General features: G+C 59.7%; 18 protein-coding genes and 1 tRNA gene. 12 read left to right on the plus strand and 7 right to left on the minus strand.

All coding sequences use genetic code 11. The features are described 5' to 3' along the window. Nucleotides 1–99: 99 nt before the first annotated feature. Nucleotides 100–723, minus strand: coding sequence for a hypothetical protein (locus BSY16_RS12720; protein ID WP_069060002.1), 624 nt, complete (start codon nt 721–723; stop codon nt 100–102). Between the two features lie 71 nt (nt 724–794). Further along, a complete protein-coding gene (gene aroA / locus BSY16_RS12725) occupies nt 795–2,150 on the minus strand; it encodes a 3-phosphoshikimate 1-carboxyvinyltransferase (protein WP_069060003.1) in 1,356 nt (451 codons plus the stop codon). Nucleotides 2,151–2,408: 258 nt separating this feature from the next. Between aroA and BSY16_RS12730 the strand changes: the two genes are divergently transcribed. From BSY16_RS12730 to BSY16_RS12745, 4 genes are all read left to right on the plus strand, one after another. Then, nucleotides 2,409–2,801, plus strand: coding sequence for a TIGR02300 family protein (locus tag BSY16_RS12730; protein WP_069060004.1), 393 nt, complete (start codon nt 2,409–2,411; stop codon nt 2,799–2,801). A 146-nt stretch (nt 2,802–2,947) separates the two neighbouring features. Continuing rightward, nucleotides 2,948–3,023: transfer RNA gene (locus tag BSY16_RS12735), tRNA-Ala, on the plus strand. A gap of 591 nt (nt 3,024–3,614) precedes the next feature. Continuing rightward, the gene (locus BSY16_RS12740) at nt 3,615–5,387 is read left to right on the plus strand and encodes a class I SAM-dependent methyltransferase (protein ID WP_069060005.1); all 1,773 of its coding nucleotides are present in this window, start codon (nt 3,615–3,617) and stop codon (nt 5,385–5,387) included. 29 nt (nt 5,388–5,416) lie between these two features. Further along, complete coding sequence (locus tag BSY16_RS12745; RefSeq protein ID WP_069060006.1) at nt 5,417–7,066, plus strand: capsular polysaccharide export protein, LipB/KpsS family; 1,650 nt, start codon at nt 5,417–5,419, stop codon at nt 7,064–7,066. Nucleotides 7,067–7,334: 268 nt separating this feature from the next. Here the strand turns inward: BSY16_RS12745 and rsgA are convergent, their stop codons facing one another. Next, complete coding sequence (gene rsgA / locus BSY16_RS12750; protein ID WP_286157133.1) at nt 7,335–8,357, minus strand: ribosome small subunit-dependent GTPase A; 1,023 nt, start codon at nt 8,355–8,357, stop codon at nt 7,335–7,337. 255 nt (nt 8,358–8,612) lie between these two features. Then, complete coding sequence (locus tag BSY16_RS12755) at nt 8,613–9,221, minus strand: J domain-containing protein (RefSeq protein WP_069060007.1); 609 nt, start codon at nt 9,219–9,221, stop codon at nt 8,613–8,615. A 267-nt stretch (nt 9,222–9,488) separates the two neighbouring features. On the opposite strand from BSY16_RS12755, the gene groES reads away from it, so the two are divergent. Both groES and groL read left to right on the plus strand, forming a co-directional pair. Then, a complete protein-coding gene (gene groES, locus BSY16_RS12760; RefSeq protein ID WP_069060008.1) occupies nt 9,489–9,785 on the plus strand; it encodes a co-chaperone GroES in 297 nt (98 codons plus the stop codon). 64 nt (nt 9,786–9,849) lie between these two features. Then, entirely contained in the window at nt 9,850–11,475 is a 1,626-nt protein-coding gene (gene groL / locus BSY16_RS12765) for a chaperonin GroEL (RefSeq protein WP_069060009.1), read from the plus strand. A 213-nt stretch (nt 11,476–11,688) separates the two neighbouring features. Here the strand turns inward: groL and BSY16_RS12770 are convergent, their stop codons facing one another. After that, nucleotides 11,689–11,964 carry a DUF2934 domain-containing protein gene (locus tag BSY16_RS12770; protein ID WP_069060010.1) on the minus strand — a complete coding sequence of 92 codons (276 nt, stop codon included), beginning with the start codon at nt 11,962–11,964 and terminating at the stop codon, nt 11,689–11,691. 165 nt (nt 11,965–12,129) lie between these two features. Between BSY16_RS12770 and BSY16_RS12775 the strand changes: the two genes are divergently transcribed. Together BSY16_RS12775 and BSY16_RS12780 are read left to right on the plus strand one after the other, a co-directional pair. Further along, entirely contained in the window at nt 12,130–13,299 is a 1,170-nt protein-coding gene (locus tag BSY16_RS12775; RefSeq protein ID WP_069060011.1) for a TMEM43 family protein, read from the plus strand. A 37-nt stretch (nt 13,300–13,336) separates the two neighbouring features. Beyond that, a complete protein-coding gene (locus BSY16_RS12780; protein ID WP_069060012.1) occupies nt 13,337–14,128 on the plus strand; it encodes a YdcF family protein in 792 nt (263 codons plus the stop codon). A 2-nt stretch (nt 14,129–14,130) separates the two neighbouring features. On the opposite strand, the gene BSY16_RS12785 is transcribed toward BSY16_RS12780, so the two are convergent. Further along, nucleotides 14,131–14,604 (minus strand): hypothetical protein, encoded by a 474-nt coding sequence (locus tag BSY16_RS12785; protein ID WP_083242904.1) that lies wholly within the window; start codon nt 14,602–14,604, stop codon nt 14,131–14,133. Between the two features lie 149 nt (nt 14,605–14,753). On the opposite strand from BSY16_RS12785, the gene BSY16_RS12790 reads away from it, so the two are divergent. Then, nucleotides 14,754–15,386: a trimeric intracellular cation channel family protein gene (locus BSY16_RS12790; RefSeq protein ID WP_069060013.1), complete on the plus strand. Its 633-nt coding sequence runs from the start codon at nt 14,754–14,756 to the stop codon at nt 15,384–15,386. A gap of 6 nt (nt 15,387–15,392) precedes the next feature. On the opposite strand, the gene irrA is transcribed toward BSY16_RS12790, so the two are convergent. Further along, entirely contained in the window at nt 15,393–15,812 is a 420-nt protein-coding gene (gene irrA / locus BSY16_RS12795) for an iron response transcriptional regulator IrrA (RefSeq protein WP_069060014.1), read from the minus strand. Nucleotides 15,813–16,124: 312 nt separating this feature from the next. Here irrA and fabA point away from each other — a divergent pair, with 312 nt between their 5' ends. The 3 genes from fabA to fabI all read left to right on the plus strand — a co-directional run bounded on the left by fabA (nt 16,125) and on the right by fabI (nt 18,755). Beyond that, the gene (fabA, locus tag BSY16_RS12800) at nt 16,125–16,640 is read left to right on the plus strand and encodes a 3-hydroxyacyl-[acyl-carrier-protein] dehydratase FabA (protein ID WP_069060015.1); all 516 of its coding nucleotides are present in this window, start codon (nt 16,125–16,127) and stop codon (nt 16,638–16,640) included. 79 nt (nt 16,641–16,719) lie between these two features. Beyond that, the gene (gene fabB / locus BSY16_RS12805) at nt 16,720–17,943 is read left to right on the plus strand and encodes a beta-ketoacyl-ACP synthase I (protein WP_069060016.1); all 1,224 of its coding nucleotides are present in this window, start codon (nt 16,720–16,722) and stop codon (nt 17,941–17,943) included. 5 nt (nt 17,944–17,948) lie between these two features. Beyond that, on the plus strand, nt 17,949–18,755 hold the full coding sequence (gene fabI, locus BSY16_RS12810) for an enoyl-ACP reductase FabI (protein WP_069060017.1): 807 nt from the start codon (nt 17,949–17,951) through the stop codon (nt 18,753–18,755). Nucleotides 18,756–18,771 lie beyond the last annotated feature (16 nt).

Raw genomic sequence — 18,771 nt, forward strand, 5'->3', positions numbered from 1 at the left:
AAGGGTGTTAGCGGAAGACGGGGGGCGATGCCAAGGGGCAAGGCCCATCAACAGGCCGGCCATTTTCCTCTGGCGCTAGAAAAACACGCCTCTTGCTCGCTACGCGCCGACAGCATTCTCAGCCTTCCGTTTGTCCGTTGCGCGCCTCCGCCGCTCTGCAAACAGCACAAGAAGGGCCAGCGGGCACACCAGAAGAAACAATACGACGTGAAATCCGCTCATTGCGGGCTGCGGACTATCGATCCCGAAGACATCCGCAGCCACTCTACACAAGGTCACCAGAAGAACTGCGCCGAGGCCAATCATGAGGTTGCGCAATCTTCGGTCGCTAATCGCGGAAAAGAATTGCCGGGCAATCAAGCGGGCAATCTGTGCGACAGACGGGCGTGGTTCAACGTTGTCTGTCGCCGATACAGGCGCCCTATCGAGGATGGACGCCATGGCCCGCGTGTAGCCTTGTTCGACCAGCGTCACGACAACGAGCAGAATCAGGGTCAACGCGATTGCGAACAGTCGTATCGAGGGAATGAAGAAGGCTGCAGCCGCCGAGAGGCAAATCCCCAGAGCTAAAAACACCTGAAGGAAGTAGCTCCACTTCGCCATGCCTTCAACGCGCTCGCACTCCGCACTTGTCAGCACCACCGCCTTCGCTCGCAAATGAAGGCGATAGACAACGCGCCCATCATCAAGACGACGAAGAATGCGGCTTGGAATTTGGGTCACGCGTGTCCTCCGGGTTTCTGCGAAACCTAGGGGACGGCACTTAACAGGCCATTCCCGACAAAGTCGAAATTTTAAGCGTTCAGTTCAATCTTCGCGCCCAGGCCCGCCATCAGGTCCATGAACTCCGGAAAACTCGTCGCAATCATCGTCGCGTCATCGACGGTCACCGGGTTTTCCGAGACGAGGCCCATGACGAGGAAGCTCATGGCGATGCGGTGGTCGAGATGCGTTGCGACGGCAGCACCCGAGGCATTGCCGAGGCCCTTGCCGTCCGGGCGGCCGCGCACGACGAGCGAGGCTTCGCCCTCGTCGCAGTCGACGCCGTTGAGCTTCAGGCCGATCGCCACGGCGGAAAGACGGTCGCTTTCCTTGACGCGCAGTTCCTCGAGGCCGTTCATCACCGTCGTGCCCTCCGCAAAAGCGGCGGCGACGGCGAGTACCGGATATTCGTCGATCATCGACGGGGCGCGGTCTTCCGGCACCGTCACACCCTTGAGTTCGGAGGAACGCACGCGCAGGTCCGCCACGTCTTCGCCGCCGGCAAGGCGCGGGTTCAGGACGTCGATATTCGCACCCATTTCCTGAAGCGTCAGGATAAGGCCGGTGCGGGTCGGGTTCATCAGCACATTGAGGATCGTCACGTCGGACCCCGGAACCAGAAGGGCGGCGACCAGTGGGAAGGCCGTCGAAGACGGATCGCCCGGCACGTCGATGACCTGGCCCGTGAGCTTGCCGCGACCTTCAAGCCGGATCGTGCGAACACCGTCCGCATCTGTCTCGACGGAGAGGTTGGCGCCAAAACCCTGCAGCATCTTTTCGGTGTGGTCACGCGTCATGATCGGCTCGATGACCGTCGTGATGCCCGGCGTGTTGAGGCCGGCAAGCAGCACGGCGGATTTCACCTGGGCGGACGCCATCGGCACGCGATAGGTGATCGGCGTCGGCGTTTTCGGACCGCGCAGCGTCACCGGCAGGCGATCGCCAGCGTCAGCGGTCACCTGCACGCCCATTTCGCGCAACGGATTGAGCACGCGGCCCATCGGGCGCTTGGTGAGCGACGCATCACCGATGAAGGTGGAATCGAAATCATAGACGCCGACGAGGCCCATGGTCAGGCGGCAGCCGGTGCCGGCATTGCCGAAATCGAGCGGCGCCTGCGGTGCCAGCAACGCACCATTGCCAAGACCATTGATGATCCAGGTGTCGCCATCCTTGCGGATCTTGGCGCCCATGGCCTGCATCGCCTTGCCCGTATTGATCACGTCCTCGCCTTCGAGCAGGCCCGTGATGCGGGTTTCACCGCTAGCAAGCCCGCCGAACATGAAGGAACGGTGAGAAATCGACTTGTCACCGGGGATGCGAACGGTCCCGGAAAGGCCGGAGGACTTGCGGGCGGTTGCGGGCCGTGCACTGGCGCCGTGCGACATGGGCGTCTTCCTTATATACATCCACCGCTCCCCGAACGGAGCGCGCCGGGGAGAACGCGGGCTTGCTATCACAAACGATTTAAAGCGTCATCATCCTGCCGAAAAACATTCGTCGCAGGCCGCGGATCGGACCGTCTCCAAGTTTGGCTTTGACAGGATTGCCCAAGACGATTATGGGGACCGGCTAATCATTCTACGTCCAACGCGCCGGGACCCCCGGCCCCGCCGGAAACATTCGGCACCTGAGAGGCTTTGACTGTGGCGAAACAGGAACTCGGAACCAAACGCATCGACCCGGAAACAGGCAAGAAATTCTATGACCTGAACCGCAATCCGATCGTCTCGCCCTATACGGGCAAGTCCTATCCGCTGTCCTTCTTTGAAGAGACGGCTGCGGTTGCGGTTCTCGAAAAGGCGGCCGAGGAAGAGGAAGTCAACGAAGTCGATACCGAGAACACGGAAGTCGAACTCGTCTCGCTCGAGGATGCCGATGACGAAGCAGCGGGCGCTGACGACCTGCCCGATCTCGGCGACGACGAAGTCGAAATCGACGGCGACGAAGACGATACGTTCCTGGAACAGGACGAAGACGACGACGATGACGACATGACCGGCCTGATCGGCGTCACCGGTGACGAAGACGAAGCATAAGACGTTGTTTTTCCGGCCGGTTTCAAAAAAACCGGCCGGATTTCATTTTTCGGCTTGCCATCTCCGATCACCGGAAGTAATAAGCCGCACACCGAACGGAAACGCCGCTTCGGTTCCCGGAAAACCGGCCTAGCCGGACCTGTTATGGGGCTATAGCTCAGCTGGGAGAGCGCTTGCATGGCATGCAAGAGGTCAGCGGTTCGATCCCGCTTAGCTCCACCAATTTTCTCAAGACTGTAATTTTTAGAATAATTACGTTTAGTGCGCTGTACGGGTATCTTGTTAAGCCCCAAGGGGCGTACCCATTGCGTGCCGATAGGGACCAATCGAACCAGATAGCTTCCTTGGCAGTTCGCCCCGGCCTCGGCAATGGTGGCGAAAAACTAATCGATATGTAGCGCAAGTTCTCGCCCCCGAACTGTCCCGTCGACGACGTCGCCATCATGGACAACTTATCGATCCACAGGCGCCCGGCGGTGCGCGAGTGGGTCGTGGTTGTGGGCACGGCGCCCTGCGTTCTTCCGCCCTACAGCCCGACTCAGCCTGACTAAGGAAGCCTTTTTCGCCTCAAGGCTATGCTTCGGAAAGTCGATGAGCGACCCACGAGCGTACCCTGCCCCTCATCGGCAAGCTCATCGAAAAATGCCAAAGCCAAAGTCAGGCAAAAATTCCATTTATCCTCATCGTTCAGCGTTTCCGAGCCAGTTCTCAGGGCCTGTTAAATTGCCACTGGATGTGCTTTGAGGCGGTATGCATAATGTGCGGCACCGAGCCTCAACATATCCACAGCCTACCAATTGAAGGAAAATACCAGTGCATGACGTATCGCATCATCAATCGGTGGGCATTCGCGGTCACCTGGCGAAGGCTTACAGTGGTGCGTCTCTAGATGCTCAGTCGTTTCAAGAATTCCCAGTCGTTCTCGACCGATTGACGCAGTTGAAGATGTGTCTTGCGATTGCACCTGAAGATGCGATTGCGCTCGAGTTTGGAGTGTACACCGGCGGCTCCCTTCGAACCCTGGCGTTAGCCAATAAAACAAGACTTTTTACAGGGTTCGACTCGTTTCAAGGGTTGCCTGAGCCCTGGCACCGAAGTGAGACCAGTACGTATCCGGCCGGACATTTCAAACTCAAAAGCTTGCCGTTGATGCCGGGCAATGTGACGCTCGTTGCTGGATTCATCGAGGATACATTGCCACCATGGCTCGCTGAGAATGCGGGGGCGATCGGCTTCGTGCATATCGACGTTGATCTCTACAGTGCGGCAAAGTTCGTGCTTCAATCGATCAAGGAGAGGTTAGTCGACGGTGCCGTAATCGTGTTCGACGAACTGGCCGACTGGAAGGATCAAGGAGTGTATCCGCTATGGCGGGAAGGAGAGTGGAAAGCGTTCGACGAATGGCTCGCGGAAACTGGCTTCAGCTATCGCATCCTATCTAGGGGGGAGCGGTTTGAAGCGGCTGTCCAGATATTCAAAACGTCGCCCAAGGCACGCACCGCTTCGGAGGAGCTCGCTCTTGCCACGAAAATGTGGGAGCAGGGTGCCCAGACTCAAGCGGTAGATTTTTTGAAGGACGCCCTCAAGGCAAAGCCAGAATGGGTGGGTGGGCATCATCGACTTGCAGTGTGGCAAACGAAATTGCGCCAAACAGACGACGCACTTTCTACGATCGCCACGATCTGGGCAACTGCCCAGCAGAAGCCTGGCGATACAACCGCAGCTGATTTTTTACGCATGCGGGCGGAGAATCTGCTTCGCACGGGCGAAATCGACGGAGCCTGGGAAGATATCCAGCTTTTCCGTGAGCGCCGGCCAAATCATGTGGGCGGGTTGAACCTTTATGCTGTGGTAGCCAGCCGCAGACGCGACCACGAGTCCGCAACAAAGGCCTGGAATCAGGCGTTCCAGCTAAGCGGCTCGTCAGATTACCGCGAAAAAGCAGAGACGGAAAAACTGCTTTCTTCAATCCGGCCCGAATTTCGCCAAATGAAATTCAGCGGACTTATGATTCAGCATATTGTCGATGAGCGGAATTTTACGACTGTCTTGGACATTGGCAGCGGTGCTGGTGAGCAAGCTGCAGCACTAAGGCAAAGCAAAAAGATTGTAACTGAGTTGGACTACGGTGAAAGCCACTACTTCCAGCAGAATCCAGATGGAAGTGGCGCCATGGTCGGGGACTTCCTGAAGATCGACTTCAGTGAAACCTATGATTGCGTTATCGCTTCACATGTTCTCGAACACCAATTGAACGTCAATGCCTTCCTAAAGAAGGTACACAGTGTTGTTCGCGAAGGCGGAATTGTGGCAATCTCCGTTCCGCCATTGAAGCATAACATTGTTGGCGGGCATGTGACGCTCTGGAATGCCGGATTACTCTTGTACAACTTGGTATTGGCAGGCTTCGATTGCAGGAAGCCATGGATCCGGCAATATGGTTACAACATCTCGGTTGTCGTCGAAAAACGCAGTATTTTGCCGGCGGGCTTGGTTTTCGACAACGGCGACATCAACAGAATAGCGCACTTTCTGCCCGATGGCTTCGCAGAGGGCTTCAACGGAGATATCCGCTCGTTTGGCTGAGTTCCAATTCAGTGGAGTGACCAAATACCATGAAATTCTATATTGATGTTCCCACCAGTTTTTCCGTCACCCATTACCACAATCATGCCGAAATCAGACAAGCTTATCAGACGATCATAGCGGCTGCCTTGAGACTCAATATTCCAATGGAACTGTTCAAGGCGGTCCCATATCTTGGAAGTGAAGAAAACAAGCGCTTCGAAGAAGGCATATTTTATGCCTTTCATGCGGAGAGGCCCAGAAAAAATAGTTACTGCGTCAAACCGAGTGCACTGCCGGGTCTTTGGTACTTTGATTCCGGAGGCTATAGCGGCTGGTCCGAAATCGCAAATAACCCTGCATTGCATATGTTGGGCGATCGTTATGACCAAGGCAAGGCCGATGCTACAATTGAGCACTATCGGCGACGGTTCACCGAGGAAAATTTCTCGGCTCTCAGGCAATCGAACGATGATCTCGAGCCGGAAATCGCCTCTCTTGATGAGTTCGTTTTCTATCCGTTGCAGGTGAATTCCGACGAGGTGCTGAAACTCGGACGTTTAACGCAGTTCGAAGCAATTCGGCGCCTGGCGGAATTGGCACAGCGGCATGGCAAGCACGTGGTGCTGAAGCGGCATCCGCTATGTGACTCTCAAACCATCGAGAAGATGCTGGAGGAGGTGAGCGACAATCACCTCCTCCATGTAAGCCGTTGCTCGGTGCATCGGCTCATTCCGAAGAGCAGATGTATTCTCGTTTCAAATTCCGGTGTTGGTCTGCAGGCTCTCATTCACGGCAAAGCTGTCTATACGTTGGCGTCAAGTGAATACGCCCATATGACCGCCCAGATCGCGGATATCGATGCGCTGGAGCGCCTTTTCCTTGATGACACGCCTGTACAGGCGCCCGAAATTCGGCGTCAACTCGGATATCTTCTAAACGAATACTGGGTCGACATTTCGTCCGAGGATGCAATCGCCAGACGTCTCGAGGCCCATGTGCAAGCCTTTCAAGCTTCGACGCAAGCTGCCGTTTCGCAAAATGAACCGGAGCAAAAACCCGCCCTTTCGATTCTGCACCGCGCCAACAAGGAACTGGGTGACATCATCGAACTCATCCTCCTGACTTATAAAAACCTAGACGATCCCGCAAAAAAGAGAGTTGCTGGAGTGCTTGTGCGCGCAGTCGGCGCCGGTCACAAGGTGGAACAGATATTGCGCCAAACGGACGGCCATGTCTGGCGCAAATGCATCAACGTGATACGGCAACGAAATCCATCGCGGGCGCTGGGTCTTGCTAGAGAAATTGTCAAGGAAAGTCCCGCAGACAGCTGGGCGTTGCTGACGCTAAGCAAAACACTATACGCACTTAACAATACCACGGAAGGGATGGAGGCGGCGCAACGAGCCACCGAAGTCGATGGCCCCATCCCGGAAGCACTGGTCTTTCTAGGCAGAAAGCTGCTTCAACTGGAGCCCATCGATTTGGAGCGGGTGTCGGCCTGTGCGGAAAAAGCCATTGTGGTTGACCAAAATTGTGCCCATGCCCATTGGCTGCAAGCACGGGCGCTGTCGTTTCAGGCCAAATATGCGGATGCGCTGAAGGCTGCGTCAAAAGCCGCGGCGCTGAACCCTGAAGATCCCGCTTTTCTTAAGTTGCGGGATGATCTTCGTAAGCATGCGGAGCTTGAGGCGCGCTGAATGCGCCTTCACTGCTGACTTACAGTAGTGGGATTTGTCGCTGCCGATTGTTCTGCCGAACACGACCAGGCTGGGGTGATCGTCTGCGGCCGTCGTTCACTCATCGCCGATGACCTTGACCCGTGAAACAATCCGTTTTGATGGCTGAACATCGCTCAGCTAGCTCATGCCGCCTGGCCGGCACCCAAAGACCAATGCGGCTCAACGCGGCGCCCATGAAACAGCGACTGGGCGATTTGGGAAACCCGACTGTCGATCCGGCCTAACCTCAGTATTTCTTCTTGCGGACGATCTTGTTGCCGCGTGGTCCGCTGACGACCGGCGTTCGGTCGCGGTTTTCCGCAAGAAGGCTGCGCCAGCGTTCCAGACGGTCGGCGCTGAGGGTCCCGGTGGCGACAGCCGCCTGCACGGCGCAGCCCGGTTCGTGGACATGGGTGCAGTCGCGAAATCGGCAAAGCGGGGTCAGGTCGGTGATTTCGGCAAACAGCGTATCGATCGCGTCGGTAACATCGCTGACGTAGAGCGTTCGTATTCCCGGCGTATCGATAACCCAACCGCCGCCTGAAATGGCATGCAGCGATCGTGCGGTCGTGGTGTGCCGGCCCTGTGCATCATGCTCACGGATCCCTCCGGTCTTCTGCATTGTGCCGGATGCCGGCCCGGCCAGAGTGTTCACCAGCGTCGACTTTCCGACGCCGGAGGACCCCACCAGCGCCACTGTCTGGCCAGCACCGCACCAGGGCTTCAGCAGGGAAACGGCATCGCCCGAGCGCGCATTCAAGACAATGACGGGCAAATCACGCTGCAGCGCCTTGGCTTGCTGTTCGAATAGGCCCGCGTCATCGGCGGTGTCAGCCTTGGTCAGCACGATCACCGGATTGGTTCCCGCCTGGTTGGCCATGATCAGGTAGCGTTCCAGCTTTCCAAGGTTGAAATCGGCATTGCACGAGGTCACGATAAACAGCGTATCCACGTTGGCGGCGGCAAGCTGCTGGCCGTGTCCGCCTTCCGCGCGCCGCTGGAACACGGTCTTTCGATCGAGACGGCGGACAAACATGCCTGTCAGGGGATCGGCAAGAACCCAATCGCCCACCGCAAAATCAGCAGTGTTGGCGCTAGCTGGCAGCTCAAATCCCACCGGTCCGGTGGTATCGATCGTGTCGATACGGGCCCGGTGAACCGAGGCGACGCGCCTGGGCGCGAGATCCGCTTCGGCTGGCTCGACCTGAGCGGCGAAGAAACCCGACCAGCCGAGCCGTTCAAGCGATGGGGGCAGGTTGGAACCGGTCAAGGTTTGATCCGACTGTTCGACGACGGTGTCATGGATAGGCCTTCCACAGATTGAGATACGTTGTTGTGACCACTCGACATACCGCGGCTGGCTACCGACGTTGTTCAACCGCGAAGCCGATAGTATCGCCTTCGCGGAGCGAACCATCGCATTGCAAGGCGGACAGATGAACAAACGCGTCTTGTCCCCCGAGGCGGTCAATGCTCAGCTTGTCATTTCAACGCCCGCAGGGCTACCGCTGTAGAGATGAATCTCTCAGCAAAATCCATTCAACTTGAGAATCTTATGCGCCTCGATTGAAGCGCGAAGCTCATCCTCGGAAATGCGGTTTCCCTGGTTGGTGTCGGGATGGTGCATCTTGAGCCTTTCCTTGTAGCGGCTCTTGATTTCCTCCGGCGTCGCATCCGGCGAAAGACCGAGTGTCTCAAATGCCTTGGCTTCAAGCACCTTGAGTTTTCGCTTCTGGAGTTCGGCTCTTTGCGCCTGGCGCTGGGCCGCGGTCTTGCGTGCATTCAATGCCTTTGCAGAACCAGAGCGGACGGTAAAGGGCATCGGGACTTCGGATCCCTGGCTGACCGCCGCCCCCCAGGTCGGGCGCGCGCCGGTCGTCGCCTCTTTCTGGTAGCGGGCGACGTCTGCATCAGAAAGGCCCGTCGCAAAGTTGTAGCCCTTGTTGTATTCCTTCACATGCTCCAGACAGAACAGCAGATACAGGCCTTCGGCGTCTCGTCCGACGGGCGCGCGGTGCGTGCCTCTCTTTTCGCAACCATCCCATTGACATTTCGGGCCGACAGGCTCGCTAGACGGAGATGCTTTCTTGCGCGTGGATTTAAGGCCGACGAAAATTTTGGAATCACGGGTCATAGGCCCGATATGAAGGCAGCGCGCGACGTTGGCAAGAATTAGCGAACTTTCCCGTTAAATGCTTCGAGCTGCGATACGTCAGAATAGGCGTGATATTTCTCGCCTTCTCCCATTGGCTACCCGACATATTGCCCGCAGGCGTCTTATCCCCGGCCACTTTCCAGCACAACCAAACGAGAAACTCCGCTAGCACTCCCGGCGTGGGAGTGCTAAGAGTGTTTGGCGGGATCGGCCATCGGGCCGCGTTCTTGCCGAGGAACCCAAAAAATGACAAGTACCGTTTTCCGGCCGTTGCACGACCGCGTCGTCGTGCGCCGTATCGAGGCTGAAGCCAAGACCAAGGGCGGTATCATCATTCCTGACACCGCCAAGGAAAAACCGCAGGAGGGCGAAATCGTCGCCGTCGGTTCCGGCGCTCGTGACGAGTCCGGCAAGGTCGTCCCGCTGGACGTCAAGGCTGGCGACCGCATCCTGTTCGGCAAGTGGTCGGGCACTGAGGTCAAGCTCGACGGCGAGGACCTTTTGATCATGAAGGAAGCCGACATCATGGGCGTCATCGCCTGATCTCGAGCGTTTCTGCCGTTTCCTATCATAGAGACCAGAGGGCCAACGGCCCGGGAGTTTTTCCATGTCTGCCAAACAGATCAAATTCGGCCGTGATGCACGCGAAAAGCTGCTGCGCGGCGTCGATATCCTCGCTGACGCCGTGAAAGTCACGCTCGGTCCCAAGGGCCGCAACGTCGTGATCGACAAGTCGTACGGCGCGCCGCGCATCACCAAGGACGGCGTCACCGTCGCCAAGGAAATCGAACTGGAAGACAAGTTCGAGAATATGGGCGCCCAGCTCGTTCGCGAAGTCGCCTCCAAGACCAACGACATCGCCGGCGACGGCACGACGACGGCAACCGTTCTTGCCCAGGCCATCGTTCGCGAAGGCGGCAAGGCCGTCGCTGCCGGCATGAACCCGATGGACCTGAAGCGCGGCATCGACCTTGCGGTCACCGCCGTCGTCAAGGACCTGCTCGCCAAGGCCAAGAAGATCAACACCTCGGAAGAGATTGCCCAGGTCGGCACGATCTCGGCCAATGGCGAAAAGGAAATCGGCCAGTACATCGCCGACGCGATGCAGAAGGTCGGCAACGAGGGTGTCATTACCGTCGAGGAAGCCAAGACCGCCGAGACGGAACTCGAAGTCGTCGAGGGCATGCAGTTCGACCGCGGTTATCTCAGCCCCTATTTCGTCACCAATGCCGAGAAGATGGTGGCTGATCTGGAGGATGCCTACGTGCTGCTGCACGAAAAGAAGCTCTCCAATCTGCAGGCCATGCTGCCGATCCTGGAAGCTGTCGTTCAGACCGGCAAGCCGCTGGTGATCATCTCGGAGGATGTCGAAGGCGAAGCGCTTGCGACCCTCGTCGTCAACAAGCTGCGCGGCGGCCTCAAGATCGCTGCCGTCAAGGCTCCGGGCTTCGGCGACCGCCGCAAGGCCATGCTGGAGGATCTCGCGATCCTGACCGGCGGCACGGTGATTTCCGAAGACCTCGGCGTCAAACTCGAGACCGTCACGCTCGAGATGCTCGGCCATGCCAAGAAAGTCTCGATCACCAAGGAAACCACCACCGTCGTCGATGGCGCCGGCACCAAGGCCGAGATTGAAGGCCGCGTGGCACAGATCAAGGCACAGATCGAAGAGACGACGTCGGACTACGACAAGGAAAAGCTGCAGGAACGTCTTGCCAAGCTTTCCGGCGGCGTTGCCGTGATCCGGGTCGGCGGTTCGACGGAAATCGAAGTGAAGGAAAAGAAAGACCGCATCGACGACGCGCTCAACGCGACGCGTGCTGCTGTCGAAGAAGGTATCGTGCCCGGCGGCGGAACCGCCCTGCTGCGCGCCTCCATCGTCCTCGACGTCAAGGGCGAGAACGACGACCAGAATGCCGGCGTCGCCATCATCCGCAAGGCCTTGCAGTCACTCGTTCGCCAGATCGCCGAAAACGCCGGCGACGAAGGCTCCATCGTGGTCGGGCGGATTCTCGAAAGCAATACGGACAACTACGGCTACAACGCCCAGACCTCTGAATATGGCGACATGATCGCCATGGGCATTGTCGATCCGGTCAAGGTGGTTCGTACCGCGCTTCAGAATGCGGCTTCGGTTGCTGGTCTGCTCGTGACGACGGAAGCCATGATTGCCGATCTGCCGAAGAAGGACGCCGCCGGTGGCGGCATGCCGGACATGGGCGGCATGATCTAACGATCTCCCTCTCGCCTCACTGATCCGCAATTACACAGGGCTCCGCTTCAGCGGAGCCCTCCAGATGACAACAACGTTGTCACTTTCGGGCCTGGGAGCGCCATGCGGGATTTTCCGCAAAAACCCCAGAAGCAGATTATCGAATTCCTCGGTGCCAACCAGCACAGTGAGCCCATACTTGATCGATTTGAAGATCGGCAGAGCGTGGAAGCGCTACGGCTGCTCGCGCATGCCCGGTGTCGCTTCACGCTGGTCGGCATCTTCCAGGTCGGTCTTTACCAGGAATACATCGTTATGCTGGCGGGCGGCTTCGCGGAGTGCTGCGAGGTTCGGGACATCGTCGCCCTCGATCTCGCCTTCACCCTGGTCGATTTCCCGTTCGGCCTGATACCAGTGGTCGTCGGGCTTGCCGTCCGGCTGGCCTTCCTGAAGCCAGAGTTCGTGGGCGCGTTTGCGGATTTTTTCGTTGCGGTCATCGGTCATGGACATGCTCCCTTCCATTCCAGCAACAAACGACTGGCAGGGTGAGATGTTCCACCACCCCGTCCCTCGCCAGTCGACCATCATATCCCCGCTTGCACAGTTCAGGAACCGCGAATAAGCATGGCTTGCCGGGCGTCTCAGGCTAGGACGCACGCTTTGTCGGGGGACATCATGAGCTTTACGGAAACGACGACCACCTCCTGGTTCTCCAGGCTGAAGGGGGCGCTGATCAAGATCGTGATCGGCTTCATCCTTCTCATCGCCTGCATCTGGCTCCTCTTCTGGAACGAGGGCCGCTCGGTCAAAACCTATCGCGCGCTCGTCGAGGGCGCGGGGCTTGTCGTTTCTGTCGAGAATGGCAGCGTCGATCCGGGCAACGAAGGCAAGTTGGTGCATATTTCGGGGCCGGTGAAGCCGGTCGGCGTGCCGGAAGACGACGTGCTCGGCGTTTCGGCTGAAGGCGCGGCCGGTCTCGACCGCATCGTCGAGATGTACCAGTGGGTGGAGACCTCGAAGTCGGAGACGCGCAAGCAGCTCGGCGGCAGTGAGGAAACCGTCACGACCTATTCCTACCACAAGGAATGGAAGCAGAACGAAATCAACTCCGGCAATTTCCGCCAGTCGGGCCATGACAACCCGCAAAAGCCGATCGACGATGCGAGCTTCCCGGTCGCTTCCGCCACGATCGGCGCCTTCAGCATCGATGGACGTGCGGTCGCCCGCCTCGGCGAGGAACGGCCCGTGCCGCTGACCGCCATCGAGACGAACCGGATGGGCGAGGCCGTGACGCTCGGCAAACCCGTCTCGACGATCGCCGGCCAGGCCATCTTCTCCTTCAATCCGGAAGACCCGCAGATCGGCGACATCCGCATCCGCTTCGAGCGCTCCGACATTGACGAGGCAAGTTTCGTCGGCGCCCAGCGCGGCAGCGGCATTACGCCCTACAAGACGACGAACGGGCGCGACCTGTTCCTCAGCGATGCCGGTCTCGTCGATGCGGCAGCGATGTTCGATGCGGCGCAGAGCGAGAACACGCTGATCACCTGGCTCGTGCGCGCCGGCGGCCTCATCGGCATCTTCGTCGGCTTCGCCTTCATCCTGTCGATCCTGGGCGTGATTGCCGACGTCATCCCCTTCCTCGGCTCGATCGTCAATTTCGGCACGTCGGCGATTGCCCTCATCCTTACCTTGCTGATCGGCCCGGCCGTCATCGCCATTGCCTGGATCGCCTATCGCCCGTTCATTGCCATAGCGGTTCTCGTCGCGGGCATTGCGCTTGCAGCAGGCATCCTCTATCTGCGACGCGGCAAGGCGGCAGCTCCGGCACTGGGACGGGCCTGACGCTGACGGCGACATGATAACGAACAGCGGGTAACGCGTGACCTATTACGCCTCGAAGATCTTCTGGCTCGCGGCCCAGCCACTGTCGCTCGCCCTGCTGCTTCTCGTCTTTGGCCTGCTGGTCGGGCTTTTGAAGTGGAACCGTCTTCGGACATGGGCGAGCGTCGCTGCGGCGTTCGTCCTCTTCGTGACGCTCTTCACCACGACCGGTTCGGTCCTGCTGCAGGCGCTGGAAGATCGCATTCCCCGGGCGGAGCTGCCGGCCGGCGGGCCGGGCTGCGTCATCATGCTCGGTGGCGGCGTGGAGGCTGAGGTGATCGCGGCCCGCGGCGGTTTCGAGATGAATCAGGCCGGCGACCGGTTCATCGAGACGCTGCGGCTCGCCCGGGAGTTCCCGGCGGCGCGCATCCTGATTTCCGGCGGCGACGGCTCGTTCAGTGGCAGCTATGAGGGCGACGCGGTTGTCGCGACGCGCTTCTTCGAAGCCTTCGGCGTGCCCGCCGACCGGCTGATCCGCGAGACGGATTCACGCACCACCTTCGAGAATGTCGAAAACACCAAGGCGCTTCTCGCAGAGAACGGCCTCGACCGCTGCCTGCTGGTGACCTCGGCCTTCCATATGCCACGCTCGGTCGGTCTTTTCCGCAAGCTTGGGCTCGACGTGCTGCCCTGGCCGACGGATTTCCGCACGACGGGCCGCGCCAGCCTCACATTCGACTTCACGCAGCCGTCGACCAACAGCCAGCTGACGACGACGGCGCTCAGGGAGTGGACGGGACTGCTGCTCTATTACTTTGCGGGACGCACGCACGCGCTCTTCCCGGAATAGGCCTATTTTTTGGAAATCGTGTCGAACTGCGCGCCGCGCACGCGGATCGTCATGACGCAGTATTCCGAATCGCCACGCCCGCAGCTTGCGGCATTGGCCTTGAGTTCTAGCACCTTGTTGCCGTAGCGCTGCTTCAGCTCGTAGCCGTAGAGATCGGCATTGGCTGCAAGGAAGTAGCCGCCCTCGGCGACCTGGATATAGAATTCGTGCGGGCAACCGACATTGCCGCAGAGGCCGCCGGGCACGCCATCACAATTGACCGCGCCGAGATTGAAGATCGCGTCGACAAGCCTGTCATTGTTGAAATCGACGTTTTCGGCGAAATACTCACCGTAGATCGGCGCCTTGCAGCGCTTGGCGACTTCCGCCTTCACGACCGCCTGCGCATCGGGGACGATTTCTGCCGCGCGGGCCGGCAGGACGGTGGAAACGAGCGCGGCGGAGAGGAGCGCAAGGATTCTGATGCGGATGGCCATCTCTCAAACCTTTCCATGGCAGGCGATTCGGTCATTATGCGGACGAGCCGGCGCGCTGCCTGATTCTACCCGGACCTGTGGGCGCGCACTCTAACGCGGCAAAGCTGTCGCGAGGCTTGGGCTGCGAAAAGCCCACAAGGAGGGGAAGCGTGCCGATCCTGGAATTGCTCGATTATACGGGTGTTGCCGTCTTTGCCGCCACTGGCGCGCTTTCCGCCTCGCGCAAGCAACTCGATATCATCGGCTTCCTGTTCCTGGCCGCGGCGACCGGCATCGGCGGCGGTACGTTCCGCGATGTCATCCTCGCAACCCCCGTCTTCTGGGTGGTGAAACCGACCTACCTCATCGTCTGCGTGGTCGTCGCGCTTCTGGTCTTCGTGCTCGCTCACCGCATCGAGTCACGTTACCGCCTGCTGCTCTGGCTCGATGCGATGGGCGTCTCCGCCTATTGTGTCATGGGGGCTGCGAAAGGACTTGCCGCGACCGGATCGCCGACCGTCGCGATCACCACCGGGGTGCTGACGGCGAGCTGTGGCGGTATCATTCGGGACTTGCTGGCCGGAGAACCATCGGTGCTGCTGCGTCCCGAGGTCTACGTCACGGCTGCGCTGATTGGTGCGGCGGCCTTCACGGCGGCGAGCGCGGCGGGCGTGCCGCTCTGGATCGCGTCGGCAATCGGCATCACCGCCGCCTTCATCGTGCGCGGTGGGGCTCTGCGATTCGGCTGGCGTTTCCCGGTCTATCGGCCGCGGCCGGGGCGGCATCCGGACGATGTGATGTGAGAGGGGTCAGGCCTTGCGCGGACGCAGGCGGATGATCACGTCGACATGGGCGATTTCCATGCCTTCCGGCGGCTCCGGCAGGTTGCCGATCGCGATGTTGCTCACCGGAATATCGAGCACATGGTTTTCGCCCTCGACGAAGAAATGGTGGTGATCCGACACGTTGGTGTCGAAATAGGTCTTCGAGCTTTCCACCGCCAGAACGCGGATCATGCCCGCCTCGGTGAACTGGTGCAGCGTGTTGTAGACGGTTGCAAGCGAGACCGGAACGCCGGCAGTGACGGCCTCCTCATGCAGTTCCTCGACCGTCAGATGGCGGTCTCCCTTGGCGAACAACAGGTCGGCGAGTGCCACGCGCTGGCGCGTCGGGCGCAGGCCGCAGTGGCGCAAGCGCTCTTCGATGGGCATCTCGTGTGTATGCGTCATGGGTGACGGATCCGCTTGTCTGGCCTTGAACAACAATGTCGACGTTTCGATATAACTTTAGCGCTGCCGGGATTCAATAGGATTACGGCACTTGAATGGCGTGCAACATGCGGAAAACCGGGCCCTTTGCTTTCACTGCACCACTTTGCACTGGCTGTCGCGGCAAGCATCATGTATGCGGACTGCTGAAATAACGTCCCGCTCAGAATGGGTAGGGCGACAAAAAGGGAAGGACCGGGTGCTTCAATTCGTGCCGCACCTTCTCTAAATCTAACGCTTACAAAGCGTATCAGACCGGGGATGAGACATTCGATGACGACCAGGCAATCCAGCTACAACTATGAGGAAATTCTGCGCTGCGGCCGCGGGGAGCTTTTCGGCCCCGGCAATGCCCAGCTTCCTCTGCCGCCCATGCTGATGGTCCACCGCATCACCGATATTTCCGAAACCGGCGGCGCCTTCGACAAGGGCTATATCCGCGCCGAATACGACGTGAAGCCCGACGACTGGTACTTCCCCTGTCATTTCCAGGGCAACCCGATCATGCCGGGCTGCCTCGGCCTCGACGGCATGTGGCAGTTGACCGGCTTCTTCCTCGGCTGGCTGGGTGAACCGGGCCGCGGCATGGCACTGTCCACCGGCGAAGTGAAATTCAAGGGCATGATCCGCCCGGAAACGAAGCTCCTCGAATACGGCATCGACTTCAAGCGCGTCATGCGCGGCCGCCTCGTGCTCGGCACGGCGGACGGCTGGCTGAAGGCCGACGGCGAGACTATCTATCAGGCGACCGACCTGCGCGTCGGCCTGTCGAAGGACAAGGAAGCCTAAGGCGGCGATGGCCGCCGGAAGCCTGAGGGCGGCGCCACGCCGCCTTCACAATGAGACGTTCTAGAAAAGGTCAGGAATCATGAGACGGGTTGTTGTCACGGGTCTGGGGATCGTATCCTCCATCGGGAACAATGCTGACGAAGTGACGCAGTCGCTGCGTGATGCGCGCTCCGGCATCAGCTTCAGCCAGGATTTCGCCGACCACGGCTTCAAGTGCCAGGTCTGGGGTTCGCCGAACATCGACACGACCGAAATGGTGGACCGTCGCGCGGCTCGTTTCCTCTCGCAGGGCGGCTCCTGGAACCATGTCGCGATGAAGCAGGCGATCGCCGATTCCGGCCTCGAGGAGGCGGATTACGCCGCCAATGAGCGCACCGGCATCATCATGGGCTCGGGCGGCCCCTCCACCCGCACGCTGATCGAAGCGGCCGAGATCACGCTGAAGAACAATTCGCCCAAGCGCATCGGCCCGTTCGCCGTGCCGAAGGCGATGTCGTCCACGGCATCCGCGACGCTCGCCACCTGGTTCAAGATCCACGGCGTCAACTATTCGATCTCGTCGGCCTGCTCGACCTCGGCGCACTGCATCGGCAATGCCGCGGAAATGATCCAGTGGGGCAAGCAGGACATCATGTTTGCCGGCGGTCACGAGGACCTCGACTGGACCATGTCGAACCTGTTCGACGCCATGGGCGCCATGTCCTCCAAGTACAACGACACGCCGTCGACCGCATCCCGCGCCTATGACGTCAGCCGCGACGGTTTCGTCATTGCCGGCGGTGCGGGCGTCCTGGTTCTCGAAGAGCTGGAACATGCAAAGGCCCGCGGCGCCAAGATCTATGCCGAAATCGTCGGCTACGGCGCGACCTCCGACGGCTACGACATGGTCGCCCCGTCCGGCGAGGGTGCCATCCGCTGCATGCGCCAGGCGCTTGCCTCCGTGAAGGGCGACGTCGACTACATCAACACGCACGGCACCTCGACGCCCGTCGGCGATTCGAAGGAAATCGGCGCGATCCGCGAAGTGTTCGGCGACAAGATCCCGCACATCCAGTCGACCAAGTCACTGACCGGCCATTCGCTGGGTGCGGCCGGCGTGCAGGAATCGATCTACGGTCTCCTGATGATGCAGGCCGGCTTCATCGGCGAGAGCGCCCACATCACCGAACTGGACCCGGAATTCGACGGCGTGCCGATCGTGCGCAAGCGCATCGACAATGCCAAGATCGATACGGTTCTCTCCAACTCGTTCGGCTTCGGCGGCACCAACGCCACGCTGGTCTTCCAGCGCCATAACGGATGACAGGCATGACGGGGATCATGAAAGGTAGGCGCGGCCTCATCATGGGGGTCGCGAACAACCACTCTATCGCCTGGGGCATCGCCCAGAAACTTGCCGATCAGGGTGCGGAACTCGCCTTTACCTACCAGGGTGAAGCACTCGGCAAGCGCGTGAAGCCGCTCGCTGCCGAGCTCGGCTCCGATTTCGTCATTCCCTGCGACGTCGAAGATATTGCGTCGGTCGATGCGACGATCGAAGCGATCAAGGAAAAGTGGGGCAAGCTCGATTTCGTCGTGCACGCCATCGGCTTTTCCGACAAGAGCGAGCTGAAAGGCCTCTATGCCGACACCTCGCGCGACAATTTCTCCCGCACGATGGTCATTTCCTGCTTCTCGTTTACGGAGATCGCCAAGCGCGCGGCAGACCTGATGACCGACGGCGGCGCAATGCTGACGCTGACCTATGGCGGCTCTGTGCGCATCATGCCGAACTACAACGTCATGGGCGTCGCCAAGGCGGCGTTGGAAGCCTCGGTACGGTATCTTGCCGGCGACTATGGCCCGCGCAACATCCGCGTCAACGCGATCTCCGCCGGTCCGATCCGCACACTTGCGGGCGCCGGGATTTCGGATGCACGCGCCATGCTCTCCTGGCAACAGAAGAACGCGCCGCTGCGCCGCACCGTCACCATCGAGGACGTCGGCAATTCGGCGCTCTACCTGCTCTCCGATCTGTCGAGCGGCGTCACCGGCGAAATCCACTATGTGGATTCCGGCTACAACATCACCTCCATGCCGACGCTGGAACGCCTCGCCAAGGCCGACAGCGAATAGGAATTGCGCGCGCGAA

It is taken from the genome of Sinorhizobium sp. RAC02 (assembly GCF_001713395.1).
Lineage (GTDB): Bacteria > Pseudomonadota > Alphaproteobacteria > Rhizobiales > Rhizobiaceae > Shinella.